Genomic DNA, 19,957 nt, shown 5'->3' on the forward strand with positions numbered 1-19,957 from the left:
TAGTAACGGATCCTGATCACGAGTATATCGCGATCAGGACTCCATTCCATCAGGTTGCATCCACCTTTTCTTATAGGCGGCAGACTAATGTCTGCTGCCCTTTTTCCAAATTATTTATGGTACAAAATAGCAAACGGATTATGAGGAGAGATAGGGTATTGTAACAAAATTCACAAAATTGAGATAATTGATGTGATTAAACTCATGTTGAATTGAGATAATGTGATTAAAGTCACATAACCACTATGTGAAAAGGGGTACAATTAGCTCATAGCAAAGAAGTTAACGCTATCGATAAAGGATAAGATTCCTATGATGCATCACTCTTTGCTTAGCTGCACTTGGCGTCATCGTATTGTCAGTTCTACTTCTTAGTTTCCATTTTATTGGATAAGACGTAAGACGTAATGCTGGGTGCAACAAGGATAAGATCTATATATAAAGAAAACCTACTTAATGGAGGGATTTCGATGTCGGTAATTGAAAAGAATGTATCAGAAGCAACTAGTCCATGGCGTGGATTCCAAGCAGGAAAATGGAACAATCATGTTGACGTTCGCAATTTTATTGAAAAAAACGTTAACCCTTATCTGAACGACGAATCGTTCTTGGTTGGACCAACTCAGAATACGAAAGATTTGTGGGACATCGTCAGCCAACTTTCCAAAGAAGAACGTGATCGCGGTGGTGTATGGGATGTAGACGTCAATACGCCAGCAACGATTGTTTCTCACAAACCTGGATACTTGGATAAAGACAAGGAAGCTGTAGTTGGTGTACAAACAGATGCACCATTCCGTCGTTCCATTCAGCCTTTCGGCGGGATTCGCATGATGATTGATGCTTGTGAAGCATATGGCTTCAAAATGCCGCAAGAAGTCATCGACATTTTCATGAATATTCGTAAGACGCATAACCAAGGTGTCTTTGATGCTTATACAAGCGATATGCGTATGGCCCGCAAATCCGGTATTATTACAGGACTTCCAGATGCATATGGTCGTGGACGGATTATCGGTGACTACCGTCGTGCTGCGTTGTATGGTATCGACTTCCTAATTAAAGAAAAGAAACAAGTACTGCAAGATCTTGAAGTGGACGTAATTGATGAAGATGTAATTCGTGATCGTGAAGAGACCTCCGAACAAATTCGTGCACTTGGCGAATTAAAGCAGCTTGCAGAAATGCACGGCTTTGATATTTCTAAGCCAGCAGCTAATGCTCGTGAAGCATTCCAATGGTTGTATTTTGCTTACCTGGCAGCTATTAAAGAACAAAATGGTGCTGCAATGTCACTTGGACGCGTATCCTCCTTCCTTGATATTTACGTTGAACGTGACCTTAAAGAAGGCACTTTGACCGAAGAGCAAGCGCAAGAATTGGTTGACCATTTTGTGATGAAATTGCGTATTGTGAAGTTCTTGCGTACACCTGACTACAACGAATTGTTCTCCGGCGACCCTACATGGGTAACGGAATCCATCGGTGGTATGGCGCTTGACGGCACGACGCTTGTTACTAAAAATAGCTTCCGGTTCCTGCACACGCTGTACAACTTGGGTGCTGCTCCTGAACCTAACTTAACCGTGCTCTGGTCTGAGAAATTGCCAGATGCATTTAAAAAATATTGTGCAAAAGCGTCAATTGAAACAAGCTCGATTCAATATGAGAACGATGACCTGATGCGTCCACACTTTGGTGATGATTACGGTATTGCTTGTTGTGTATCTGCAATGCGCATCGGTAAACAAATGCAGTTCTTCGGCGCTCGCGCCAACTTGGCGAAATGCTTGCTGTACGCTATCAATGGTGGTATAGATGAGAAGCTTGGCGTTCAAGTAGGCCCTGAGCTGCCTGCGATCACAAGCGATGTGTTAGATTATGATGAAGTTATGAAACGCTTCAAACAAATGATGCAGTGGCTCTCGAAGCTGTACATGAATTCCTTGAACGTAATCCATTACATGCATGATAAATACAGCTACGAGCGGATTGAGATGGCCCTCCACGATCGTGAAATTCTGCGTACGATGGCATGTGGTATCGCAGGTTTGTCCGTAGCAGCCGATTCTTTAAGTGCTATTAAGTACGCTAAAGTGAAGCCAATTCGTAACGAGCAAGGCATTGCAGTTGACTTTGAAGTAGAAGGCGATTTCCCTTGCTACGGTAACAATGACGATCGTGTTGACAACATTGCAATTGAGCTTGTTGAGTCCTTTATGAACATGATTCGTAAAAACAAAACATATCGGAATGCGTTGCCGACACAATCCGTCTTGACCATTACGTCTAACGTAGTTTATGGTAAGAAAACAGGTACAACACCTGACGGTCGTAAAGCTGGCGAACCATTTGCACCTGGAGCAAACCCAATGCACGGCCGTGACAAAAAAGGAGCGCTTGCTTCATTGAACTCGGTTGCCAAATTGCCATATGAACATAGCTTGGACGGTATTTCCAATACGTTCTCCATCGTGCCTAAAGCACTTGGAAAAGATCTGGAAGGTCGCAAAGCTAACTTGGTTGCCATGTTGGACGGTTATTTCCATAACCACGCGCACCACTTAAACGTGAACGTATTTGATCGTGAACAATTGTTGGATGCAATGGATCACCCAGAAAACTATCCACAATTAACGATCCGTGTCTCGGGTTATGCGGTTAACTTCATCAAGTTGACTCGTGAGCAACAACTCGATGTCATCAACCGTACATTCCATGGTTCGATGTAAATTGGCTCTTCAGATCCAATTTGTAACCGTAGATAACTGCAAGTAACTGCACATTATAGTCAGGGGCGTGACCGACCCGAACAAACGAACCTTGCTGGGCGTTTATTCGGCTGGTTGCGCCCCTTCCTTTACGAGTATAATAAACAGAATAGTGCAGAGGGATAGGAAAGGATTTGTGATCGTTATGATTGGACGTATACATTCTGTTGAAACATTCGGCACGGTTGATGGCCCAGGCATTCGTTTTATTTTATTTCTACAAGGATGCGCGTTAAAATGCCAATATTGTCATAATCGAGATACATGGAACTTAATGGGCGGCAAAGAGATGTCACTTGAAGAAGTATTAAGCGAGATTGAACCGTATTTGAATTATTACCGCTCATCCGGTGGAGGTCTGACCATTTCAGGAGGAGAGCCGACGCTGCAGGCACCGTTTGTCAAAGAGATTTTCAAGGCTGTAAAAGAGCGCTGGAATCTGCATACGACACTGGACACAAATGGTTTTAATGAAGTGACCAAGCTCGAGGAGTTGTATGATCTTACTGATCTAGTGTTGCTGGATATTAAGCATATTAACAACGAGAAGCATCAAGAACTTGTCGGTGTTCCGAATCTCCGCACGCTGGAGACTGCCCGTTGGCTGTCTGATCACGGCAAGAAAATGTGGATTCGCCATGTATTTGTGCCTACAAAGAATGACGATGAAGAGGATTTGCTGGAGTTGGGTCGATTTATTGGCAGTTTAAATGGCGTAGAAAAGTTTGAGCTTCTCCCTTACCATCAGATGGGCGTATATAAATGGGAGGCATGTGGCGAGAAGTATCCACTGGAAGGTGTTGATTCTCCCACAGAGGAAGAGGTAGAGCGTGCTAAGCGTTTGATAGAATTAGGAAGACAACAAACGTTAAGTAAACTTGCTTAAATGGATTTATAATCAGGAATGCTAACCAGAATGGTGTCTGACATCGTTCTGGTTTTATTTTTTTATGAATAATGAGTTCTAAATGAACTGCCTGCTTAACAATGACTACTTGATCGCAACCTCAATTGAACCTACATACCTTTTATCAGCCTACATATGTACCGCATCATCATTCGGTCAGCAGTGATCGCGCTTGAATTTAAATACCTCACGATTGAAACTCTATATTATCTCGACAATCCGCAGCGGCATCCATTAATCCAAGTGTTCAACTCAATTAAGATATCGATCTCTCGAAGCGAGTATGCAATTGTCTGTGTACACTAACATTTGACATGATTAGCGTCTGTTTGACTAAATAATAAATTTAAAATGGGACAAATATTAAAAAAAACGAGACTTAAGTCCCGTACAAGGGTCATTTTGTACAATTATTTTTGTATAGTAGAGATTTTTATCCCTATATTAGAAAAATGACATCCTTACGGAACACATTGTCCCGATCTATAATAAGGATGTACCACAAAACAAGACCAAATGGGAGGGTCATAAGGATGAAGAAAAGTTTAACGCTTCTCCTCACTCTGATTTTTGTAGCATCTGCTGCTCTTACTGGTTGCGGTAGCAGCAACACAGAGACACAAGCTAACGGATCGGACAAAGGAACTGAAACCAAAACAGAAGAGCCTAAAAAAGCAGAGCCATTTGAGTTAAAACTTCGCCATACGCAAGTTGGTGACGCTAAGAAAAATCGTTTCGCTATCTTGGAAGAGGTTGTTAAGACTACTCAAGGCGAGAACGAAGGCTTGACAATCAAGCTTGACGGCGTTGAGTCTGACATTAACCGTAAAGAGAAACTTAGAGGCGAGATGGCTGCTGGTGACATTCCGGATATTTTCGACGTATTTGGTAGCCCAGACGCTAAATTGTATGCTGGACAAGGCAAGATGCTTGACCTGACGCCTATCCTTGATGAACTCGGAATCAAAGACAAGTTCACAGGCTTGGGACCATTCACTTTGGATGATAAAGTATACGGATTGCCAATTGGAGCTTCCGCTGAGGGCGTATTCTACAATAAAGAATACTTTACAGCTAAAGGCTTTAAAGTTCCAACAACATGGGCAGAGTGGGAGAAATTGCTGGCTGACGTTAAAGCGGATGGCAAAACACCACTTGCAGGTGCTTCCAAAGCAGCTTGGGTTCCATTAATGGTAACAAACCAATTGTGGTCACGTACAGCTGGTCCTGAATTCGCTAAAGGCTTCGCTACTGGCGCTGCTAAGTGGACTGATCCAGCAATGGTTAAAGCGTTTGCAAAACAAAAAGAGTGGGTTGACAAAGGATACTTCAAAAAAGGCGAACTCGGTTTTGAGTACGCTGAACTGCAAACTCAATTCGTTTCTGGTGAAGCTGCAATGATGTTTGATGGTACATGGCAGTCTTCCATCTTCAAAGCGGGCGGTATTGGCGAGAAGATGATCGGTAAAGTTGGATTCTTTAACGTACCAGCAATCGACGGTGGCCAAGGCGACCAAACAGCAATGATGCAAGATACAAACAATGGTTATGGGTTCTCTGCTAAAGTAGCTGAAGATCCTCGTAAACTTGCAGCGGTTAAATCTTTCATCAAAAACTTGTACACAGAAGATATGCAGATCCGCGGCTTGGTTGAAGATGGCGTATTGCCTTCCATGTTGGTAGACAAAGCGAAAATTGATGCCAAAGTTACAGATCCGCTTATGAAAGAAATCGCAACGGTGTTGGCAGGCACAACTTCCTCCTTCCCGGCGTTTGATGCATTGGTTCAAGCAGACGTGAATACAACATTGTCTATCGAAATTCAGAAGTTGATCGGCGGTCAAACATCACCAGAGAAATTGGCTGAAGCGGTACAAAAAGTACAAGACGAAGCAAACGGTCAATAACAATGAAGAAAGGAGATGTACCATTCACCCTGTTGTGGGTGGTACATCTTTATTCTTATCTAGGATGTAGAAATGAGTGGAGTAAGTCATACTTAGTGGAGGTTGCCAGCCATGAATAAAGCTTTAAGGAACCCAATCACCTACGCGCTCTTCCTGCTGCCTGCCCTAATCTTGTTCGTGATGTTCTTTATATATCCGACTATTACAGCGGTATATTATAGCTTTACGAACTGGGACGGGGTCTCCAGCACTATGAAGTTCATCGGGTTTAAAAACTATACAAAAGCATTGGGCGACGAGGCATTTTGGAAATCAGTATTAAATAACGGTTATTTCATCTTCTTCTCTTGCTTTATCCAAGTTCCATTGATTATTTTATTCTCGCTCTTAATCGCTAACGTGAAGAAGTTAAGAGGCTTCTATAAAACAGCTGTCTTTATGCCTTCTGTTATGTCGACGGCAGTAATCGGTATTTTGTGGTCGTTTATTTATCAGCCAGAGATTGGTCTGATGAATCAAGTACTCGGCATTTTTGGTATCGACCCGATTTATTGGTTAAGTGAACAAAAGTACGCAATGTGGGCTATTTTGATTACTAATGCTTGGCAGTGGACCGGATTCTATGTCGTAATGGTGTTAGCTGCGATCCTTGCTATTCCTAAAGACCTGGAAGAAGCTGCATCAATTGACGGTGCTACAGGTGTTCAACGTGCATTCAAGATTACATTGCCGCTTATTATGCCTATCGTGTCGGTTGTCATCATGCTATCTATCGCGGGTGCGATGAAAGCTGCTGATATCGTGCTTGTTATGACTAAAGGCGGACCAGCAGGTTCGACGGACGTCATGGCAACATACATGATTCGTTATGCGATCACAAACTTCAAATATGGGTTTGGTAATACGATTGCGGTGTTAATCTTTATCTTTACTGCAATTATCACACTCGTGTATCAGTTGGTGCTTGCAAGACGTAGCGAAAGGATTGAGTACTAATGATGAGAAATTGGAAGAGCAGTATAAATCATATCATTCTACTAGCGTATATGCTCGTCATTTTGTATCCGTTCCTGTTTGTCATCTTTTCCTCACTGAAAGCGGACAACGTTACCATTGCATCGAACCCGTTTGGTTTCCCTACAGAGTTCTATTGGGATAACTACGTAAACGCGTGGGTAAATGCCAAGATTAGCACGTACTTCTGGAACAGCTTGTACATCGCCCTATTGTGTGCGGTCATATCCATCTTTATCGGTGCAATGGCTTCCTTTGCTATTACGAGAATGCGCTACGCGAAGCTAAGCCTATTCTTCTTTGGACTTATTACGGTAGGGATGTTGATCCCGAACAACTCTTTAATGCTTCCGATCTACTTGCTGATTCGTAAAATGGGGATTTTGAATACGCATATGGCCTTGATTGTGCCGTATATAGCGAATGCAATTCCATTTACCGTCATCATATTGGCTGCATTTATGCGATCATTGCCAGGTGAGATTGAGGAGGCAGCTGTTGTAGACGGTTTAAGAGCACCAGGTATTTTTGCAAGGGTAGTGCTCCCACTTACCGTACCCGCGTTGGTTACCGTATTTATTATTAACTTCTTAGGTAACTGGAACGAGTACTTGCTTGCAAACTACTTCTTGTCCGAAGATGCGCTGCGAACGCTGCCAGTTGGTATGGTTGGCTTCCGTGACGCCTATCAGACGAACTATGCACAGATGTCAGCGGGTATCGTATTCAGTGTAGTACCAGTTATGGTCATTTATGCTGTACTTCAAGAACAAATTATTGAAGGTTTGACGGCAGGTGGCGTTAAAGGATAATATTATCCACTTTATAAGTGAAATGTAAGCTCTTACGTGATAAAATGAATATATGATGAATAGAGCCGAAGTGACACGCAGGATCAAAAACAAAGGGGTAATGAGCAGAATGAATTTACGTTATAAATTGTTTAGCGGATTTATTCTACTTATTATAATCCCTTTGTTTTTGTTAGGTACAATTACATTCTTTATTACGTTTCAGCTGCTGGAGAAGAAATATAGTGAGCAGGCTGAGTTTTCTATGCGCGCCATAGGGCATAGCATCGGTTATATTTTTGATGAGATTAATAAAGTAACCGACAGCGGTATTGCTAACAATGTATTCCAGCAGGCCTTGTACTTGCCGAAGGATAACGTTCATCATCTAGTCGATATTCACAAGGACACCAATCTGGACGGTATCGAGAAAGACAAGTTATCGGGTTCCACGGAAGGAACCAGCAACGAGAATGAGTCCGATTATAACAACGCAGATTATATTCGAATGATTGAACGTCAACAGAATTTTAGGAAGCTCATTTATAACCATCCTTCGATCGGCTATGCATTTTTATATAATTTCAGGGGGTATGGGGAGTCCAGCATTATTCCTATATTTGCTAAAGAAAATTTTCGTGCGATGCCATTCGAACAGTTCCGCGAACATCGTGTATTCGAAGAGGTTGTGAACCGAAAAGGTGAGCCATTATGGCTTGGGCCAAATGAATATCCAGAGCTAACGGGATACGAATCTGTATTTACGCAGATACGTGTGGTCAAAGATTTGAACACGATGAAAGACTTAGGTATTTCCATGGTTCAGATGAAGGATTGGGACTTGGATACGTTTTTTAACAAGTTTTATTCAGCCAGCCAAATGGATAATACGCGGTTTTTTATTGTAAATGATGATGGTCTTGTTTTTTATGATAACGAGAAGAAAATCGCAGGCAGTAATATTTCAAAGTATTTATCGAAGCCCATTTCACTTGCCGATGGTTATAGCAGTTACAAAGATAAATTCAGCGATCATGAAAGCGTTATATCCATCTATCAAATGCCCAAATATAACTGGCATCTGGTGTCCGTACGGGACTGGAACTCGATTTCTAAAGAGATGGTCGTGTACATCAAATGGGTATCCGTTATTATGGTTATCTGTGTGTTGGGCGCGTTCCTCTTTAACTTGCTGTTTATGAATCGTATTTCTAAAAATATCGTACGTACGGTGCGATTTATGCGCAAAGTAGAGGACGGGGATTTGAGCGTCAGACTTGATGAGGAAGGCAATGACGAACTACGTTTGCTGTCGCGCGGCTTTAATCGTTTGATGGATCGAGTCAACAGCTTGATTGATCAGGTGAAGCAGGAGCAAGGACAGAAGACATCCGCCGAGATGCGTGTACTGCAAGCGCAGATTAAGCCACACTTCTTGTTTAATACGCTAGAATCAATAAACGTACTCGCGATTCAAAATGAGGGCCGTAAGGTTAGTCAGATGGTATACAGGCTTGGCAACATTTTGCGTATCAGCATTCAGGACAAAGAAGAAATAACAGTGCGGCAGGAACTCGAATATTTACGAAGTTATTTGGAAATTCAGAAATTTCGGTTTGAGGAACTGTTTAATTTTGAAATTGACGTTCCAGAAGATCTCATGAATTGTATGATGCAGAAACTGACGCTTCAGCCGTTGGTAGAGAATTGCATCCAGCATGCTTTCGATGGAATTACACATACGGGTTGGATTCGCATCTCGGCGTATGCCGATGAGGAGCGCATCTATCTCACCGTGGAGGATAACGGGATGGGCATGTCCAACGAGCAGCTCAGACGATTTGAATACTTACAATCGGACGATATGAAATCCGTTACTCCACAACTAGAAGGCACATACAATACTGAGCGTCGTGGACTTGGTGTCCGCAGCGTAGCTGATCGCATCCGAATTCAATATGGCAGCAGATATGGATTGTATATTTGTTCGGCGCCGAATTGCGGAACCATTATTCAATGCACAATACCGAGATATGAACAGGGTGAGAGCCAATGAATGTGAAGGCATTACTAATTGATGACGAGGTCCATATTCTAAACAACTTAAAGATTGTCATCCCATGGGAAGATATGCAGGTCGAAATCATTGGTACAGCCCGTAATGGCGCAGAGGCACTTGATTTAGTTCGATTACACGAGCCTGATCTCATTTTGTGTGATATTCGGATGCCAGTCATGGATGGAATGGAGTTCCTTCGGGAAGTTCGCAAGATGGGCAGTGAAAGCGAAGTGCTGATGCTGACGGGGTATCAGGAATTTGAATATGCAAGAATTGCTCTGCAGCACGGCGTGCGTGATTACATTCTCAAACCAATCAACTATGAAGAATTAGAAGATATTGTTCGTAAAATATCGGATATTATCCGTTCTCGGAAAATGGAAAAAACGATGGCAGAGCGCAGGTGGGGAAAAGTTATTAGTCTCGCCTACGAAAAAATGATGTTCGATGTTATTATGGGATTCACTTCAGGTAACCCAAGCTACTTTATGGTAGATGACGAATATCAATCTGATCAGCTTGTCTATACGGTACTGCTGGTTGATTTGGACGGGTATGCGCAGCGAACTGTATCATGGACAGACAATGAACGCAAGCTGTGGAACTTTGCGGTGCGAAACGTACTGCAGGATGCACTTCAGGATGACTGGCTTAAATACGCAGTTCTTCAAACCCGTGAAGGGGAATGGTGCGTGCTGCTGCAATTTTATAAAGAACGATATGACATTACCGAGACAGACGTGGAAAGATGGGCGACGACGATCCAACAGGCCGTTAAGGAGCATGTCAAAATGACGGTAAGTCTAGCATGGGACTCAGGGCCGATCCCAATGCTAGGATTAGCTGCCACATACAAACGGCTGCAGCGTGTACTGTTGCTTCAATCGGAAGTAGAGCAGCTTGTACCTGTGGATGAAAGTTCTACAGCACGTCAAGTGGCAATGGTGTCACAGTGGCAATTAGTCGAAGAAATTGTATCAGGCATGAAACAGAATGATCGTCATAAGGTGGAGCATGGCTTGCACGATTTGCAATCAAGCCTCTTATTAATGTCAGAACAATCCATTGTACGTGCAGAAAAGTTTCTTCAATATGTTATCATTCACCTGCTGCGCGAGATGCGGGAATTGGAGCTGCTGACCACACAAGAAGAGGAAGTCATGTGGAACAAGCTGCAATATTGTGTCAGCGTCAAAGATCTGCTCACTGTTATTACACAACTGTTAGCGCAGACCAATGAGCATGCAATGAACAAGAAGTCTAGCGAAATGCTGATGATTTCCGCGAAAGATTATATTCAACGCAACTTAAGCTCAGATATCGGGATTGACGAAATCGCAGATTACTTGGGGATTAGTTGTAGTTATTTCAGCCTATTATTTAAAAATCATTTCGGGGAAACGTTTGTTGAATTTGTTACCAAGCAGCGTATGGAGCTTGCCAAGTCGATGCTTATTATGACGGATAAGAGTATTACGCAGGTTGGACACTTGGTCGGATATGCAGAACGCCGGTATTTCTCCAAAGTATTCCAGAAATATACCGGTATGACACCTTCAGAATTCCGTGACAAAGAAGCGTCTGTACCTTATCAAGACTAGTTATAATCCGATATACAGCTTAATATAAATACGTAGTCGGCAAGGTTAAACCAGATATAAGATCAATTCAGCGAGGATGGGATAATCATGAGCAGACAGAATATGACGTTGGAGCAGAAAATTGGACAGATGATTATGTGCGGCTTTCAGACGGCACAAATAAATACAGAAATCAAAACCTTAATTGAAGAACATCATCTTGGGGGTATCATTTATTTCCGTCGAAATGTGAATGACAAGGAGCAGGTTGGACAGCTGTCCATCGACTTGCAACAATATTCGAAACAATTTACGGATATTCCACTGTTTATTTCGGTTGACCAGGAAGGCGGAATGGTAGCTCGTTTGGATTGGGACGACATTACGCTTATTCCAGGTAACATGGCAGTTGGCGCCTCGCGAGACGTGGAGCTGGCTTATGAGATGGCACGTATTTGTGGAGAAGAACTGCTGCGTATGGGAATAAATATGAACTTTGCCCCGAGCGTTGATATTAACAATAACCCCAAAAATCCGGTTATTGGTGTGCGATCTTATGGCGAATGTCCAGAGCTTGTATCGGAGATGGGAGCTGCGCAAATTCGCGGCTTGCAAGAAGCAAACGTATCTGCTTCGGCCAAACATTTCCCAGGGCATGGGGATACTGCTGTTGATTCTCACCATGGGCTTGCTGCTGTACCACATGATGAGGAGCGTTTGTTTGCGATGGAGCTGGCGCCATTTGTGCGGGCTATTCAAGAAGGCGTTGATTGTATAATGACTGCGCATGTAATGTTCCCTGCATTTGAGCCTGAACAGATTCCATCCACAATATCACGTAAAGTATTGACTGACTTGCTTCGAAATCGGCTTGGCTTCGAAGGTGTTATCGTAACGGATTGTTTGGAGATGCATGCGATCTCGAAAGAATTCGGCATTCCGGAGGGGACGATAAGAGCTGTAGAGGCGGGGGCAGATCTCATTCTTATTAGTCATCGATTCACGGAGCAAGTAAACGCGATCCATGCACTTGTCGATGCGGTACGCTCAGGCCGTATATCGGAACAACGTATCGACGAATCAGTTGACCGTATTTTGGCGCTGAAAGCGAAACGTCAGATGGAGAAATTGACAGCTATAACCGAGAATTACGCAGAAGGATTTGGCAGCGAGTCTTCCAAGAAAGCAGTACAGCTGCTATGTGAACGCAGTATTACGCTCGTGAAAGATGAAGGGCAGCTGCCGCTGCGCAAAGATGAGCGTACATTGGTTATTTGGCCAGAAGTAAGACAACGTACGGAAGTTGATGAACCGATCATTCAGGCTTATACACTGGCTACAGCCTTACAGCCATCCATGTCACAAGTGGATGAATACCGTATTGGCACATATCCAGACGCAGCTGAAGTGCAAGCTGCAGTTGCCCATGCTAAAGATTACGATCAAGTGATCGTTATAACTTATAATGCAGTGTCTGAGCTGCATGAAGGTCAAGTTAATATTGTGAAGCAGCTGACACAGCACTCCAATGTTCGTGTTATTGTGGCTTCGACGCGTAACCCTTATGATTTTAATCAATTCCCGGAGGCAAAAACGTATTTGTGCTGCTATGAGAACCGCCCAGCGACAATGACTGCCTTGGCTAAGGTGCTTCTCGGCGAGAGCCCTACGGTTGGCCGGCTGCCAGTGTCCATTAATGAAACCTATGGTTTTGGCTTTGGACAGCAGTTAGATAGTACGGTTCAAGTGTAGACGTATACGATACGTCAAGAGTCGAATTCCATGCTTATTTTATTACTATCGTGCTCTCCTCATTTAAACCTGCCGAGCTTTATTTCGGCAGGTTCTTTTTTACATCATCAGGAGATTTGGACAAGAACAGTGTACCTATCTTACAGATATAGTGAAGGAATTAAGCCGTTTGTATCAAAATATATTACGCAGAGAGCAACTTTCTGGTCCAAAAGGCGTCTATTTATATGTCCATGTTCACACATACATGGTAGAATAATAAATTGTACATATTTACATTTTTTATATACAAGAATGTAGAAATAAAAAGTGGATGAGGAGAGCATGATGAATAACAAGAGTAACTGGAAACGTATGTTAATTGCTTGTATAGTTGCCGTTCAATGCACGGCATTGGGTTCGATGGCTTTTGCACAGACGGGGTTTGCAGCAGTAAACGGGGATCTTAGCCAGTACAATCAGCAATCCAGCAATTCGAATGCAGAATCAAACAGCACAGATACGAACAATACCAGCATCACAAATGGTAATTCCAGCAGTGTAGATCCAACTCAAGGACTGGAAGGCTCCGCTTCGGAACTGCCAAATCCTGATGAAGCAAACAAGACGACAACCCCTACAAGTAAGAGTATTGACACATCCATATATGGAAATGACGTACTAGTCATTGTTGCCAACAGTAATATCATGGTGCAAAACAATGTAGAATTTAAAGCTCCCGAGCCTATTACCATCAAAAATGGGGTCTCTTTTGTCTCCTTGCGAACTTTGGTTGATCGGTTTGGCTTTAAACTGACTTATGACCAGAAAACCAAGGAATCCATTATTACGAGTGGTAACAGGGAACTCCGATATAAGATCGGAACCAATACATACCGTGTAAACGGTGAGGCTACGAAGATGAGCGGCACTTCTTATTTACAAAAGAATACGTTTATGGTGCCATTGACGTCAGCACTGCAAGCATTCCAGATGCCTTACAAGTTTGACAACGCTACCAAGCGGATTATTGTCCAAATGAGCGCTGCACCAGTTGCTAAGTTCTCGATCGGACCGAAGGACATTCTGGCTACGCAGACAGAAGTAAAAGTAAAAGATGAGTCTTTCCATCCGCGCGGGTTAAAAATCGTTGATTATGAGTGGAGCGGGTTGGAGACGTATTTTGCGGAGCCAGGCTCACACACAGTTACACTGCGTGTATTGGACGAAAAGGGAGTATGGAGTGAGCCATACAGCGTAAGCATCAACGTACTGCCGGCTAATTTGCCGCCAGTAGCTCACTTTACTACGGATAAAGATACGTACAAGATGGGTGAGATCATCACGTACACGGACCTAAGCACAGATGATGAGGGTATTGAGAAGGTTGAATGGAATAACAACAAAAAAGCATTTTTTGAGCCTGGTCAATATACGGTGACGCTGCGAGTTACGGATAAGCATGGATTCGCTAATGAAATGAGCAAGACAATTACGATTACAAATGAGACGTTGTATACGTTTGAAGAATTTAATCAACTGTTTACTGGTATTGGAGAGGTGTATATTTTTAAAGGCAGTTCCATTGTAGATATGAAGCAGATTCAACCGAAGCTTACCCATCTACAGCGTACTTTGTATCGTACAAACAGTCCTGAATCCGTTAAACAAGACGGAATTCTCTACAAAGATAAGATTGCGGGCGGAACGCGTATTCTGCTGCATCACATGAACGCCACGTCGAAGAATATGAAGCTCTACATTATTGCCAAAAATATTTCTGACGAAAATGCGACTGTACGTGTGGAGCATGCAGGCACAGCGGGTCCAAGCACTAATCCACAGCAAACAGGTAAAATGGCTGCTGTACGTTATTTCCAATCATATCGTGAGAACGGAACGATGTCTGAACAAGTGCTTAAGCCGAATGAATCCACATTGCTGTTGCCATCCTTAAGTGATCGGGCATTAAAACCAAATGAAGTGTATACTTCGTACGCGGATTTCTATGGTGATGATAATCTTCAGTATCAGATTGTTGCACTGGATGCCAGTAAGAATATATGGAAAGAGTTGCCGTATTTATCGGAACTAGATCCTGATGGCACCCATATTCGTGGTACATTTAACAATGCAGACCGTGCATTTACTGTATCAGAGCTTATTGGTGAAAAAGCATCTCGGCTTGTGTTTGCTGACAATAAAACAGACACGTACATCCAAGGTTGGGACACGATGAACGGGGATTCTCGCATCAATGCGGGGAACTACGGTGTCTTATACCGCGTTACATTGGAACGAGTAGCGCCTAATACTCTCATTTCTTTTAATGCGCGTGGGGGAACATATTCCGGAGCTATACTTGTAAATGGCCAAACGGTTGAGCTGCCTACTAAAGGATTGTTAAACAACTCGAATGAAGCGGGTGTTGTATACCGTACTGGTGACCGCGAAGAGAAAGTAGAAATGTGGTTCACGCCTGCTGCCGGCAGCAGTATGCCAGTCAACTTGTTATTTGCACCACTTCCTAAAAAGCACTCATAGTAGGTTATTGATCTGGTTTAAAATGGTATTAAGCACAGTTCGTGGTGAATAAGTGATCGACTTTTATATATGCAACACAACAGACGCCTGCGGATTCGCAGGCGTCTGTTGTATTCTAAGCATAGGTGGTTCACAAGCGAAACATATGATAAACTTATTTCATATAGGCTTTAGTAAGGGTTAGTATATCAGATGACGTTGAAAGGAGGTGGCGCTGTGGAGACGTTGGATATTTCTCTCATATGGTTGCTGCTCAGCATGTCAGGGCTTCTGATCGGGCTGCTTGCAACTCCAATTCGAGCACATCTAAGTGCAAATGAAGTGATGCTGCCGATTAACCGTATACATGCAAGGGTGCGACCGCATGTACTACATGTATTACGCCATGTCAGAAGAATTCGCATTAAGAAACCTGACCAGAGCGACCATCGCTCCTCCGACGAAGACAAGGCTCCCTTTGGTTGTTGGACAAATTAGTTTTTACCAACTACAAAGGAGAATGAATTTATGCAATGGATTACGGATGGTTTAAATTCCGCTTTGAATTATTTCTACTATGCAACAGGTGATTGGGGACTTGCGGTAATCGCATTAACCTTACTCGTGCGTGTTGCGCTTATATATGTTAATTTTTACAATGCTAAAGGACAGGTCAAGCAAATCTCCATGCGCGAGGCGTTAAAAGGGCTGCAAGCAAAGTTTGAGCATAATAAAGAGAAGCTGTTGGAGGAGTCCACGAAGCTGTATCGTCAGTATGGAATTGGACTGACGATGCTACTGCCGTTAATTCAGATGCCACTCTTTATCGGATTATATCGAATGTTTACTGCACACGGTGGGGCGATGTCATCAACCTTTATCCCGTGGGTATCAAGTTTTGGTCAATCAGATCCTTATCACGTTATGCCCATTCTATATGCTCTGTTGTCGTTTGTCGCCATGATGATTCCAGTTGTACCCGAGCTCGCTGTAGCTGGCTCCATGTTAAAACGTATGGGTCTGCCCTTCATTTTTACAGCGATCATGCTAATGGTTTTCTGGCAAGCACCTGTTGCTTTAGGTTTGTATTGGGCAGTAAATGCGATGTTCACACTCATCGAGAGATTGATTTATCGAACTTCAATTGGACAGCGGCTGCTGCGTAAAGGAGTGCCCGGGACAGCGTAAACAGAATATGACGATTAGTTTGCTGGTGAATCCTATAGATGTCGTTCCTTCATGGAACGACTCTTTTTTGGTTTTAACTTGTCTGGTTTGACAAGGGCTTGACGTTGTCGCATTATAGAGTCAGGAGGGACTAGGATGCTACAGACCGAACAGATGTTACAGAAGATGTCAGAGCAAGGACTGCGCATTACGGACCAGCGGAGAACACTTGCAAAGCTATTCTCGGAAACGGACGGCTTCCTTTCACCAAAAGATGTCTACGATGTGATGGGGAAGAAATATCCGGGTTTAAGTTTTGATACCGTATATCGGAATTTACGTGTTATGCACGATCTTGGCGTGCTGGAGCAGATCGTATTTGAAGACGGGATGAAGTTCAGAGGCCATTGTGCGGAAAGCCTTCATCACCATCATATGGTGTGTTTGCAGTGTGAGAAGACATATCCGATTCACTTCTGTCCGATGCCGCTGACGGATGTTCCGGCCCGGTTTCAAGTTGTAAAGCATAAATTCGAAGTGTTTGGCTATTGTGAAGCTTGCCAATTACCAGGTTCATTACCTGATAGCCAGTCACAGGATCATAATGTGTCAGGTCAGACACAGGAGGCTCATCATGGGCACGCTCGATCCAAATAAGGAATATGTATCGAGATCACGGTCAGGGTGGACGCGCACCGTTCAAGTGCCGATACATTTCTATCGCAAATTCATTTCGCCATTAAAGCCGCCAACTTGTCGGTTTTACCCGACCTGTTCTGCTTATGCTTTGGAAGCGATTGAAGTTCACGGGGCGGCAAAGGGGAGCTGGCTCACGGTGAAACGGATTGCCAAGTGTCATCCGTTTCATGCAGGTGGCGTTGATTTGGTGCCGCCGGGCAAGGGAAGTTCACCAATTGCTACCTCTACTGCGGACCAGTCAGGCGAGCGTCCTTGACATGGTCATAAGAAGTGAGCTATATTGAGCATATATGTATATGTTTGGCCAATGATGGGATGAGTACAAAGATGAACCATTGCAGAGAGCCGGGTGGGCTGCGAGCCGGTATGGTGACACTTTCGAATATGGTCCCGGAGGTACTGGATGCAAGCGCCCTTTCAGGTTACTTCGATGTTGCTTGTGATAAGGACGTAAGCATACGGCGGTTCATTCCCGTTAACGAATTTAGACGGCAGATTATATGCCGGCATAACGAAGCCATTTTTGATGGAAGCTCATGAAGAATGGAAATTTGGGTGGTACCACGTGAGTTCAAGCTCTCGTCCCAAGCGGATGAGGGTTTTTTTGCGTCTTTATTTCGCCATACACAGACAAGAAATAAAGACCTGCTACATGATAAGGAGGAAATAACATGACTAAGAAAGACAACACGTTTTATATTACAACTCCCATTTTTTACCCTAGTGCAAAGCTTCATATCGGCCACGCTTACACGACGGTGGCAGGGGATGCGATGGCTCGCTATAAGCGGTTTCTAGGTTACGATGTTCGTTTTTTGACAGGTACTGACGAGCATGGTCAGAAGATTGAGCGCAAAGCGGCTGAAGCGAACACAACCCCACAGCAATTTGTTGATAACATCGTAGTTGGTATTAAAGATTTGTGGAATAAACTGGACATCTCGTATGATGATTTTATTCGTACGACTGAAGATCGTCACAAAACCGTAGTTCAACAGATCTTTGACCAGCTGCTGCAGCAGGATGACATTTACAAAGGTACTTACGAAGGGTGGTACTGTACGCCATGTGAGTCATTCTTTACGGAACGCCAACTCAACGATGGGCGTTGTCCAGATTGTGGAGGCCCAGTTGAACTGGTTAAGGAAGAGAGCTATTTCTTCCGGATGAGTAAGTATGCGGATCGTCTGCTAGCCTATTACGAAGAGCATCCTCAATTTATTCAGCCGGAGTCTCGCAAAAATGAAATGATTAACAACTTTATTAAGCCAGGCTTGGAAGATTTGGCTGTATCACGTACTTCTTTTGATTGGGGCGTCAAAGTAAAAGGTGATCCAAAACATGTCGTTTATGTATGGATTGACGCGCTCTCCAATTATATTACGGCATTAGGATACGGTTCGGACGATGCGGAACTATATAACAAATTCTGGCCAGCAGATGTACATCTCGTTGGGAAGGAGATTGTTCGTTTCCATACGATTTATTGGCCAATTATGCTAATGGCGCTTAATCTTCCGCTGCCGAAGAAGGTGTTTGGCCATGGCTGGTTGTTGGCTAAAGATGGGAAAATGTCGAAGTCCAAAGGGAATGTGGTAGATCCAGTCATTCTAATCGATCGTTACGGTCTTGATGCACTTCGGTATTATCTGCTGCGTGAAGTGCCGTTTGGCTCTGACGGCGCATTTACGCCAGAAGGATTCGTAGAACGTATCAACTTTGATCTGGCGAATGATCTTGGCAACTTGCTGAATCGTACAGTTGCGATGATTGATAAATATTTTGATGGTCACATCCCTTCTTACTCTGGCCAAGTGACGGCATTTGACGCTTCATTGGAAGAAGCAGCCGCACAAGCGGTGGACAAAGTGGAAGAAGCGATGGAGAAGATGGAATTCTCCGTAGCGTTGACGGCGCTCTGGCAGTTGATCAGCCGTACAAACAAGTACATTGATGAGACACAGCCTTGGGCATTGGCAAAAGAAGAGGCGAAAAAAGACGAATTGGCTTCTGTTATGAATCACTTGGCAGAAAGCTTGCGTATTGTCTCGATCGTGCTGCAGCCATTCTTAACGGGTACACCTAAGAAGATCTGGGAGCAGCTTGGGCTTGTAGAAGGAGAAGCAACGGCTTGGACTTCTGCTCGTACGTTCGGCAGTATTCAGGTGGGCACTAAAGTCATGAAAGGCAGCCCGATCTTCCCGCGTCTGGATCTGGAACAGGAAGTAGCCGCGATCGTGGAAGCTATGGGTGGCACAGCCGTTATGATCAATTCGCTGTCAGACACAGAAGTTAAAGCTGCTACCAACAAGAGTGTTAACAAGGAAGCGGCGCCACTTGAGACGCCTGAAGATACACAGCCTGAGATTGGGATTGACGAATTTGCTAAAGTTGAGCTGCGTGTAGCACAAGTGAAACATGCAGAGCCTGTGCCTAAAGCTGATAAGCTGCTTCGACTAGAGCTTGATCTAGGCTATGAAGAGCGTCAAGTTGTATCAGGCATTGCCCAGTACTATACGCCTGAACAACTTATTGGCACGAAGGTGATTGTGGTAACTAACTTGAAGCCAGTGAAGCTGCGGGGCGTTTTGTCGCAAGGTATGGTATTGGCAGCGTCCAAGGATGGTCAGTTAACGTTGGCAACAGTTCCAGAAAGCATGCCAAATGGGGCTGTCGTAAAGTAACAGAGACTTAAATAACCTGCAGTAGTCGCTCGATTGAGGAGTGACAGCTGCAGGTTTTGTTGTGTAGTGAGACTTTACGAGTGGAAGCATATTTGTCTTGCCTGCGGCTTGATATTTGGCGTCG

Annotated in this window: 15 protein-coding genes; all 15 read left to right on the plus strand. The window is 43.7% G+C overall.

The features are described from left to right. Nucleotides 1–470 precede the first annotated feature (470 nt). The 15 genes from pflB to metG all read left to right on the plus strand — a co-directional run bounded on the left by pflB (nucleotide 471) and on the right by metG (nucleotide 19,833). Nucleotides 471–2,732, plus strand: a complete 2,262-nt coding sequence (gene pflB, locus MH117_RS02455; protein WP_239327003.1) for a formate C-acetyltransferase — start codon at nucleotides 471–473, stop codon at nucleotides 2,730–2,732. A gap of 184 nt (nucleotides 2,733–2,916) precedes the next feature. Next, a complete protein-coding gene (gene pflA / locus MH117_RS02460) occupies nucleotides 2,917–3,657 on the plus strand; it encodes a pyruvate formate-lyase-activating protein (RefSeq protein ID WP_239327005.1) in 741 nt (246 codons plus the stop codon). Between the two features lie 554 nt (nucleotides 3,658–4,211). Then, nucleotides 4,212–5,585, plus strand: a complete 1,374-nt coding sequence (locus MH117_RS02465; protein ID WP_239327007.1) for an extracellular solute-binding protein — start codon at nucleotides 4,212–4,214, stop codon at nucleotides 5,583–5,585. Between the two features lie 111 nt (nucleotides 5,586–5,696). Further along, on the plus strand, nucleotides 5,697–6,581 hold the full coding sequence (locus tag MH117_RS02470) for a carbohydrate ABC transporter permease (protein ID WP_028544106.1): 885 nt from the start codon (nucleotides 5,697–5,699) through the stop codon (nucleotides 6,579–6,581). Between the two features lie 2 nt (nucleotides 6,582–6,583). Next, entirely contained in the window at nucleotides 6,584–7,411 is an 828-nt protein-coding gene (locus MH117_RS02475) for a carbohydrate ABC transporter permease (RefSeq protein ID WP_481857237.1), read from the plus strand. A gap of 109 nt (nucleotides 7,412–7,520) precedes the next feature. After that, nucleotides 7,521–9,446 carry a sensor histidine kinase gene (locus tag MH117_RS02480; RefSeq protein WP_239327011.1) on the plus strand — a complete coding sequence of 642 codons (1,926 nt, stop codon included), beginning with the start codon at nucleotides 7,521–7,523 and terminating at the stop codon, nucleotides 9,444–9,446. After that, nucleotides 9,443–11,050 (plus strand): response regulator transcription factor, encoded by a 1,608-nt coding sequence (locus MH117_RS02485; protein WP_239327013.1) that lies wholly within the window; start codon nucleotides 9,443–9,445, stop codon nucleotides 11,048–11,050. The genes MH117_RS02480 and MH117_RS02485 overlap by 4 nt, the downstream gene beginning before the upstream one ends. A gap of 87 nt (nucleotides 11,051–11,137) precedes the next feature. After that, nucleotides 11,138–12,781, plus strand: coding sequence for a beta-N-acetylhexosaminidase (nagZ, locus tag MH117_RS02490; RefSeq protein ID WP_239327015.1), 1,644 nt, complete (start codon nucleotides 11,138–11,140; stop codon nucleotides 12,779–12,781). 327 nt (nucleotides 12,782–13,108) lie between these two features. Further along, nucleotides 13,109–15,304, plus strand: coding sequence for a stalk domain-containing protein (locus MH117_RS02495; RefSeq protein WP_239327017.1), 2,196 nt, complete (start codon nucleotides 13,109–13,111; stop codon nucleotides 15,302–15,304). Between the two features lie 216 nt (nucleotides 15,305–15,520). Further along, entirely contained in the window at nucleotides 15,521–15,781 is a 261-nt protein-coding gene (locus tag MH117_RS02500) for a hypothetical protein (RefSeq protein WP_239327019.1), read from the plus strand. 30 nt (nucleotides 15,782–15,811) lie between these two features. After that, a complete protein-coding gene (locus MH117_RS02505; protein WP_239327021.1) occupies nucleotides 15,812–16,471 on the plus strand; it encodes a YidC/Oxa1 family membrane protein insertase in 660 nt (219 codons plus the stop codon). A 135-nt stretch (nucleotides 16,472–16,606) separates the two neighbouring features. Next, nucleotides 16,607–17,107 carry a Fur family transcriptional regulator gene (locus tag MH117_RS02510; protein ID WP_239327023.1) on the plus strand — a complete coding sequence of 167 codons (501 nt, stop codon included), beginning with the start codon at nucleotides 16,607–16,609 and terminating at the stop codon, nucleotides 17,105–17,107. Beyond that, nucleotides 17,085–17,405, plus strand: coding sequence for a membrane protein insertion efficiency factor YidD (yidD, locus tag MH117_RS02515; RefSeq protein WP_239327025.1), 321 nt, complete (start codon nucleotides 17,085–17,087; stop codon nucleotides 17,403–17,405). The genes MH117_RS02510 and yidD overlap by 23 nt, the downstream gene beginning before the upstream one ends. A 71-nt stretch (nucleotides 17,406–17,476) precedes the next feature. Further along, entirely contained in the window at nucleotides 17,477–17,689 is a 213-nt protein-coding gene (locus MH117_RS02520; protein WP_239327027.1) for a hypothetical protein, read from the plus strand. A 131-nt stretch (nucleotides 17,690–17,820) separates the two neighbouring features. Further along, on the plus strand, nucleotides 17,821–19,833 hold the full coding sequence (metG, locus tag MH117_RS02525) for a methionine--tRNA ligase (protein WP_239327029.1): 2,013 nt from the start codon (nucleotides 17,821–17,823) through the stop codon (nucleotides 19,831–19,833). Nucleotides 19,834–19,957: the final 124 nt, after the last annotated feature.

This window comes from Paenibacillus sp. ACRRX, from assembly GCF_022346885.1.
Taxonomy (GTDB): Bacteria; Bacillota; Bacilli; order Paenibacillales; family Paenibacillaceae; genus Paenibacillus_B.

Coding starts and splice junctions, on each gene's coding strand:
- pflB (WP_239327003.1), top strand. CDS start 471: ATGTCGGTAATTGAAAAGAATGTATCAGAAGCAACTAGTCCATGGCGT.
- pflA (WP_239327005.1), top strand. CDS start 2,917: ATGATTGGACGTATACATTCTGTTGAAACATTCGGCACGGTTGATGGC.
- MH117_RS02465 (WP_239327007.1), top strand. CDS start 4,212: ATGAAGAAAAGTTTAACGCTTCTCCTCACTCTGATTTTTGTAGCATCT.
- MH117_RS02470 (WP_028544106.1), top strand. CDS start 5,697: ATGAATAAAGCTTTAAGGAACCCAATCACCTACGCGCTCTTCCTGCTG.
- MH117_RS02475 (WP_481857237.1), top strand. CDS start 6,584: ATGAGAAATTGGAAGAGCAGTATAAATCATATCATTCTACTAGCGTAT.
- MH117_RS02480 (WP_239327011.1), top strand. CDS start 7,521: ATGAATTTACGTTATAAATTGTTTAGCGGATTTATTCTACTTATTATA.
- MH117_RS02485 (WP_239327013.1), top strand. CDS start 9,443: ATGAATGTGAAGGCATTACTAATTGATGACGAGGTCCATATTCTAAAC.
- nagZ (WP_239327015.1), top strand. CDS start 11,138: ATGAGCAGACAGAATATGACGTTGGAGCAGAAAATTGGACAGATGATT.
- MH117_RS02495 (WP_239327017.1), top strand. CDS start 13,109: ATGAATAACAAGAGTAACTGGAAACGTATGTTAATTGCTTGTATAGTT.
- MH117_RS02505 (WP_239327021.1), top strand. CDS start 15,812: ATGCAATGGATTACGGATGGTTTAAATTCCGCTTTGAATTATTTCTAC.
- MH117_RS02510 (WP_239327023.1), top strand. CDS start 16,607: ATGCTACAGACCGAACAGATGTTACAGAAGATGTCAGAGCAAGGACTG.
- yidD (WP_239327025.1), top strand. CDS start 17,085: ATGGGCACGCTCGATCCAAATAAGGAATATGTATCGAGATCACGGTCA.
- MH117_RS02520 (WP_239327027.1), top strand. CDS start 17,477: ATGAACCATTGCAGAGAGCCGGGTGGGCTGCGAGCCGGTATGGTGACA.
- metG (WP_239327029.1), top strand. CDS start 17,821: ATGACTAAGAAAGACAACACGTTTTATATTACAACTCCCATTTTTTAC.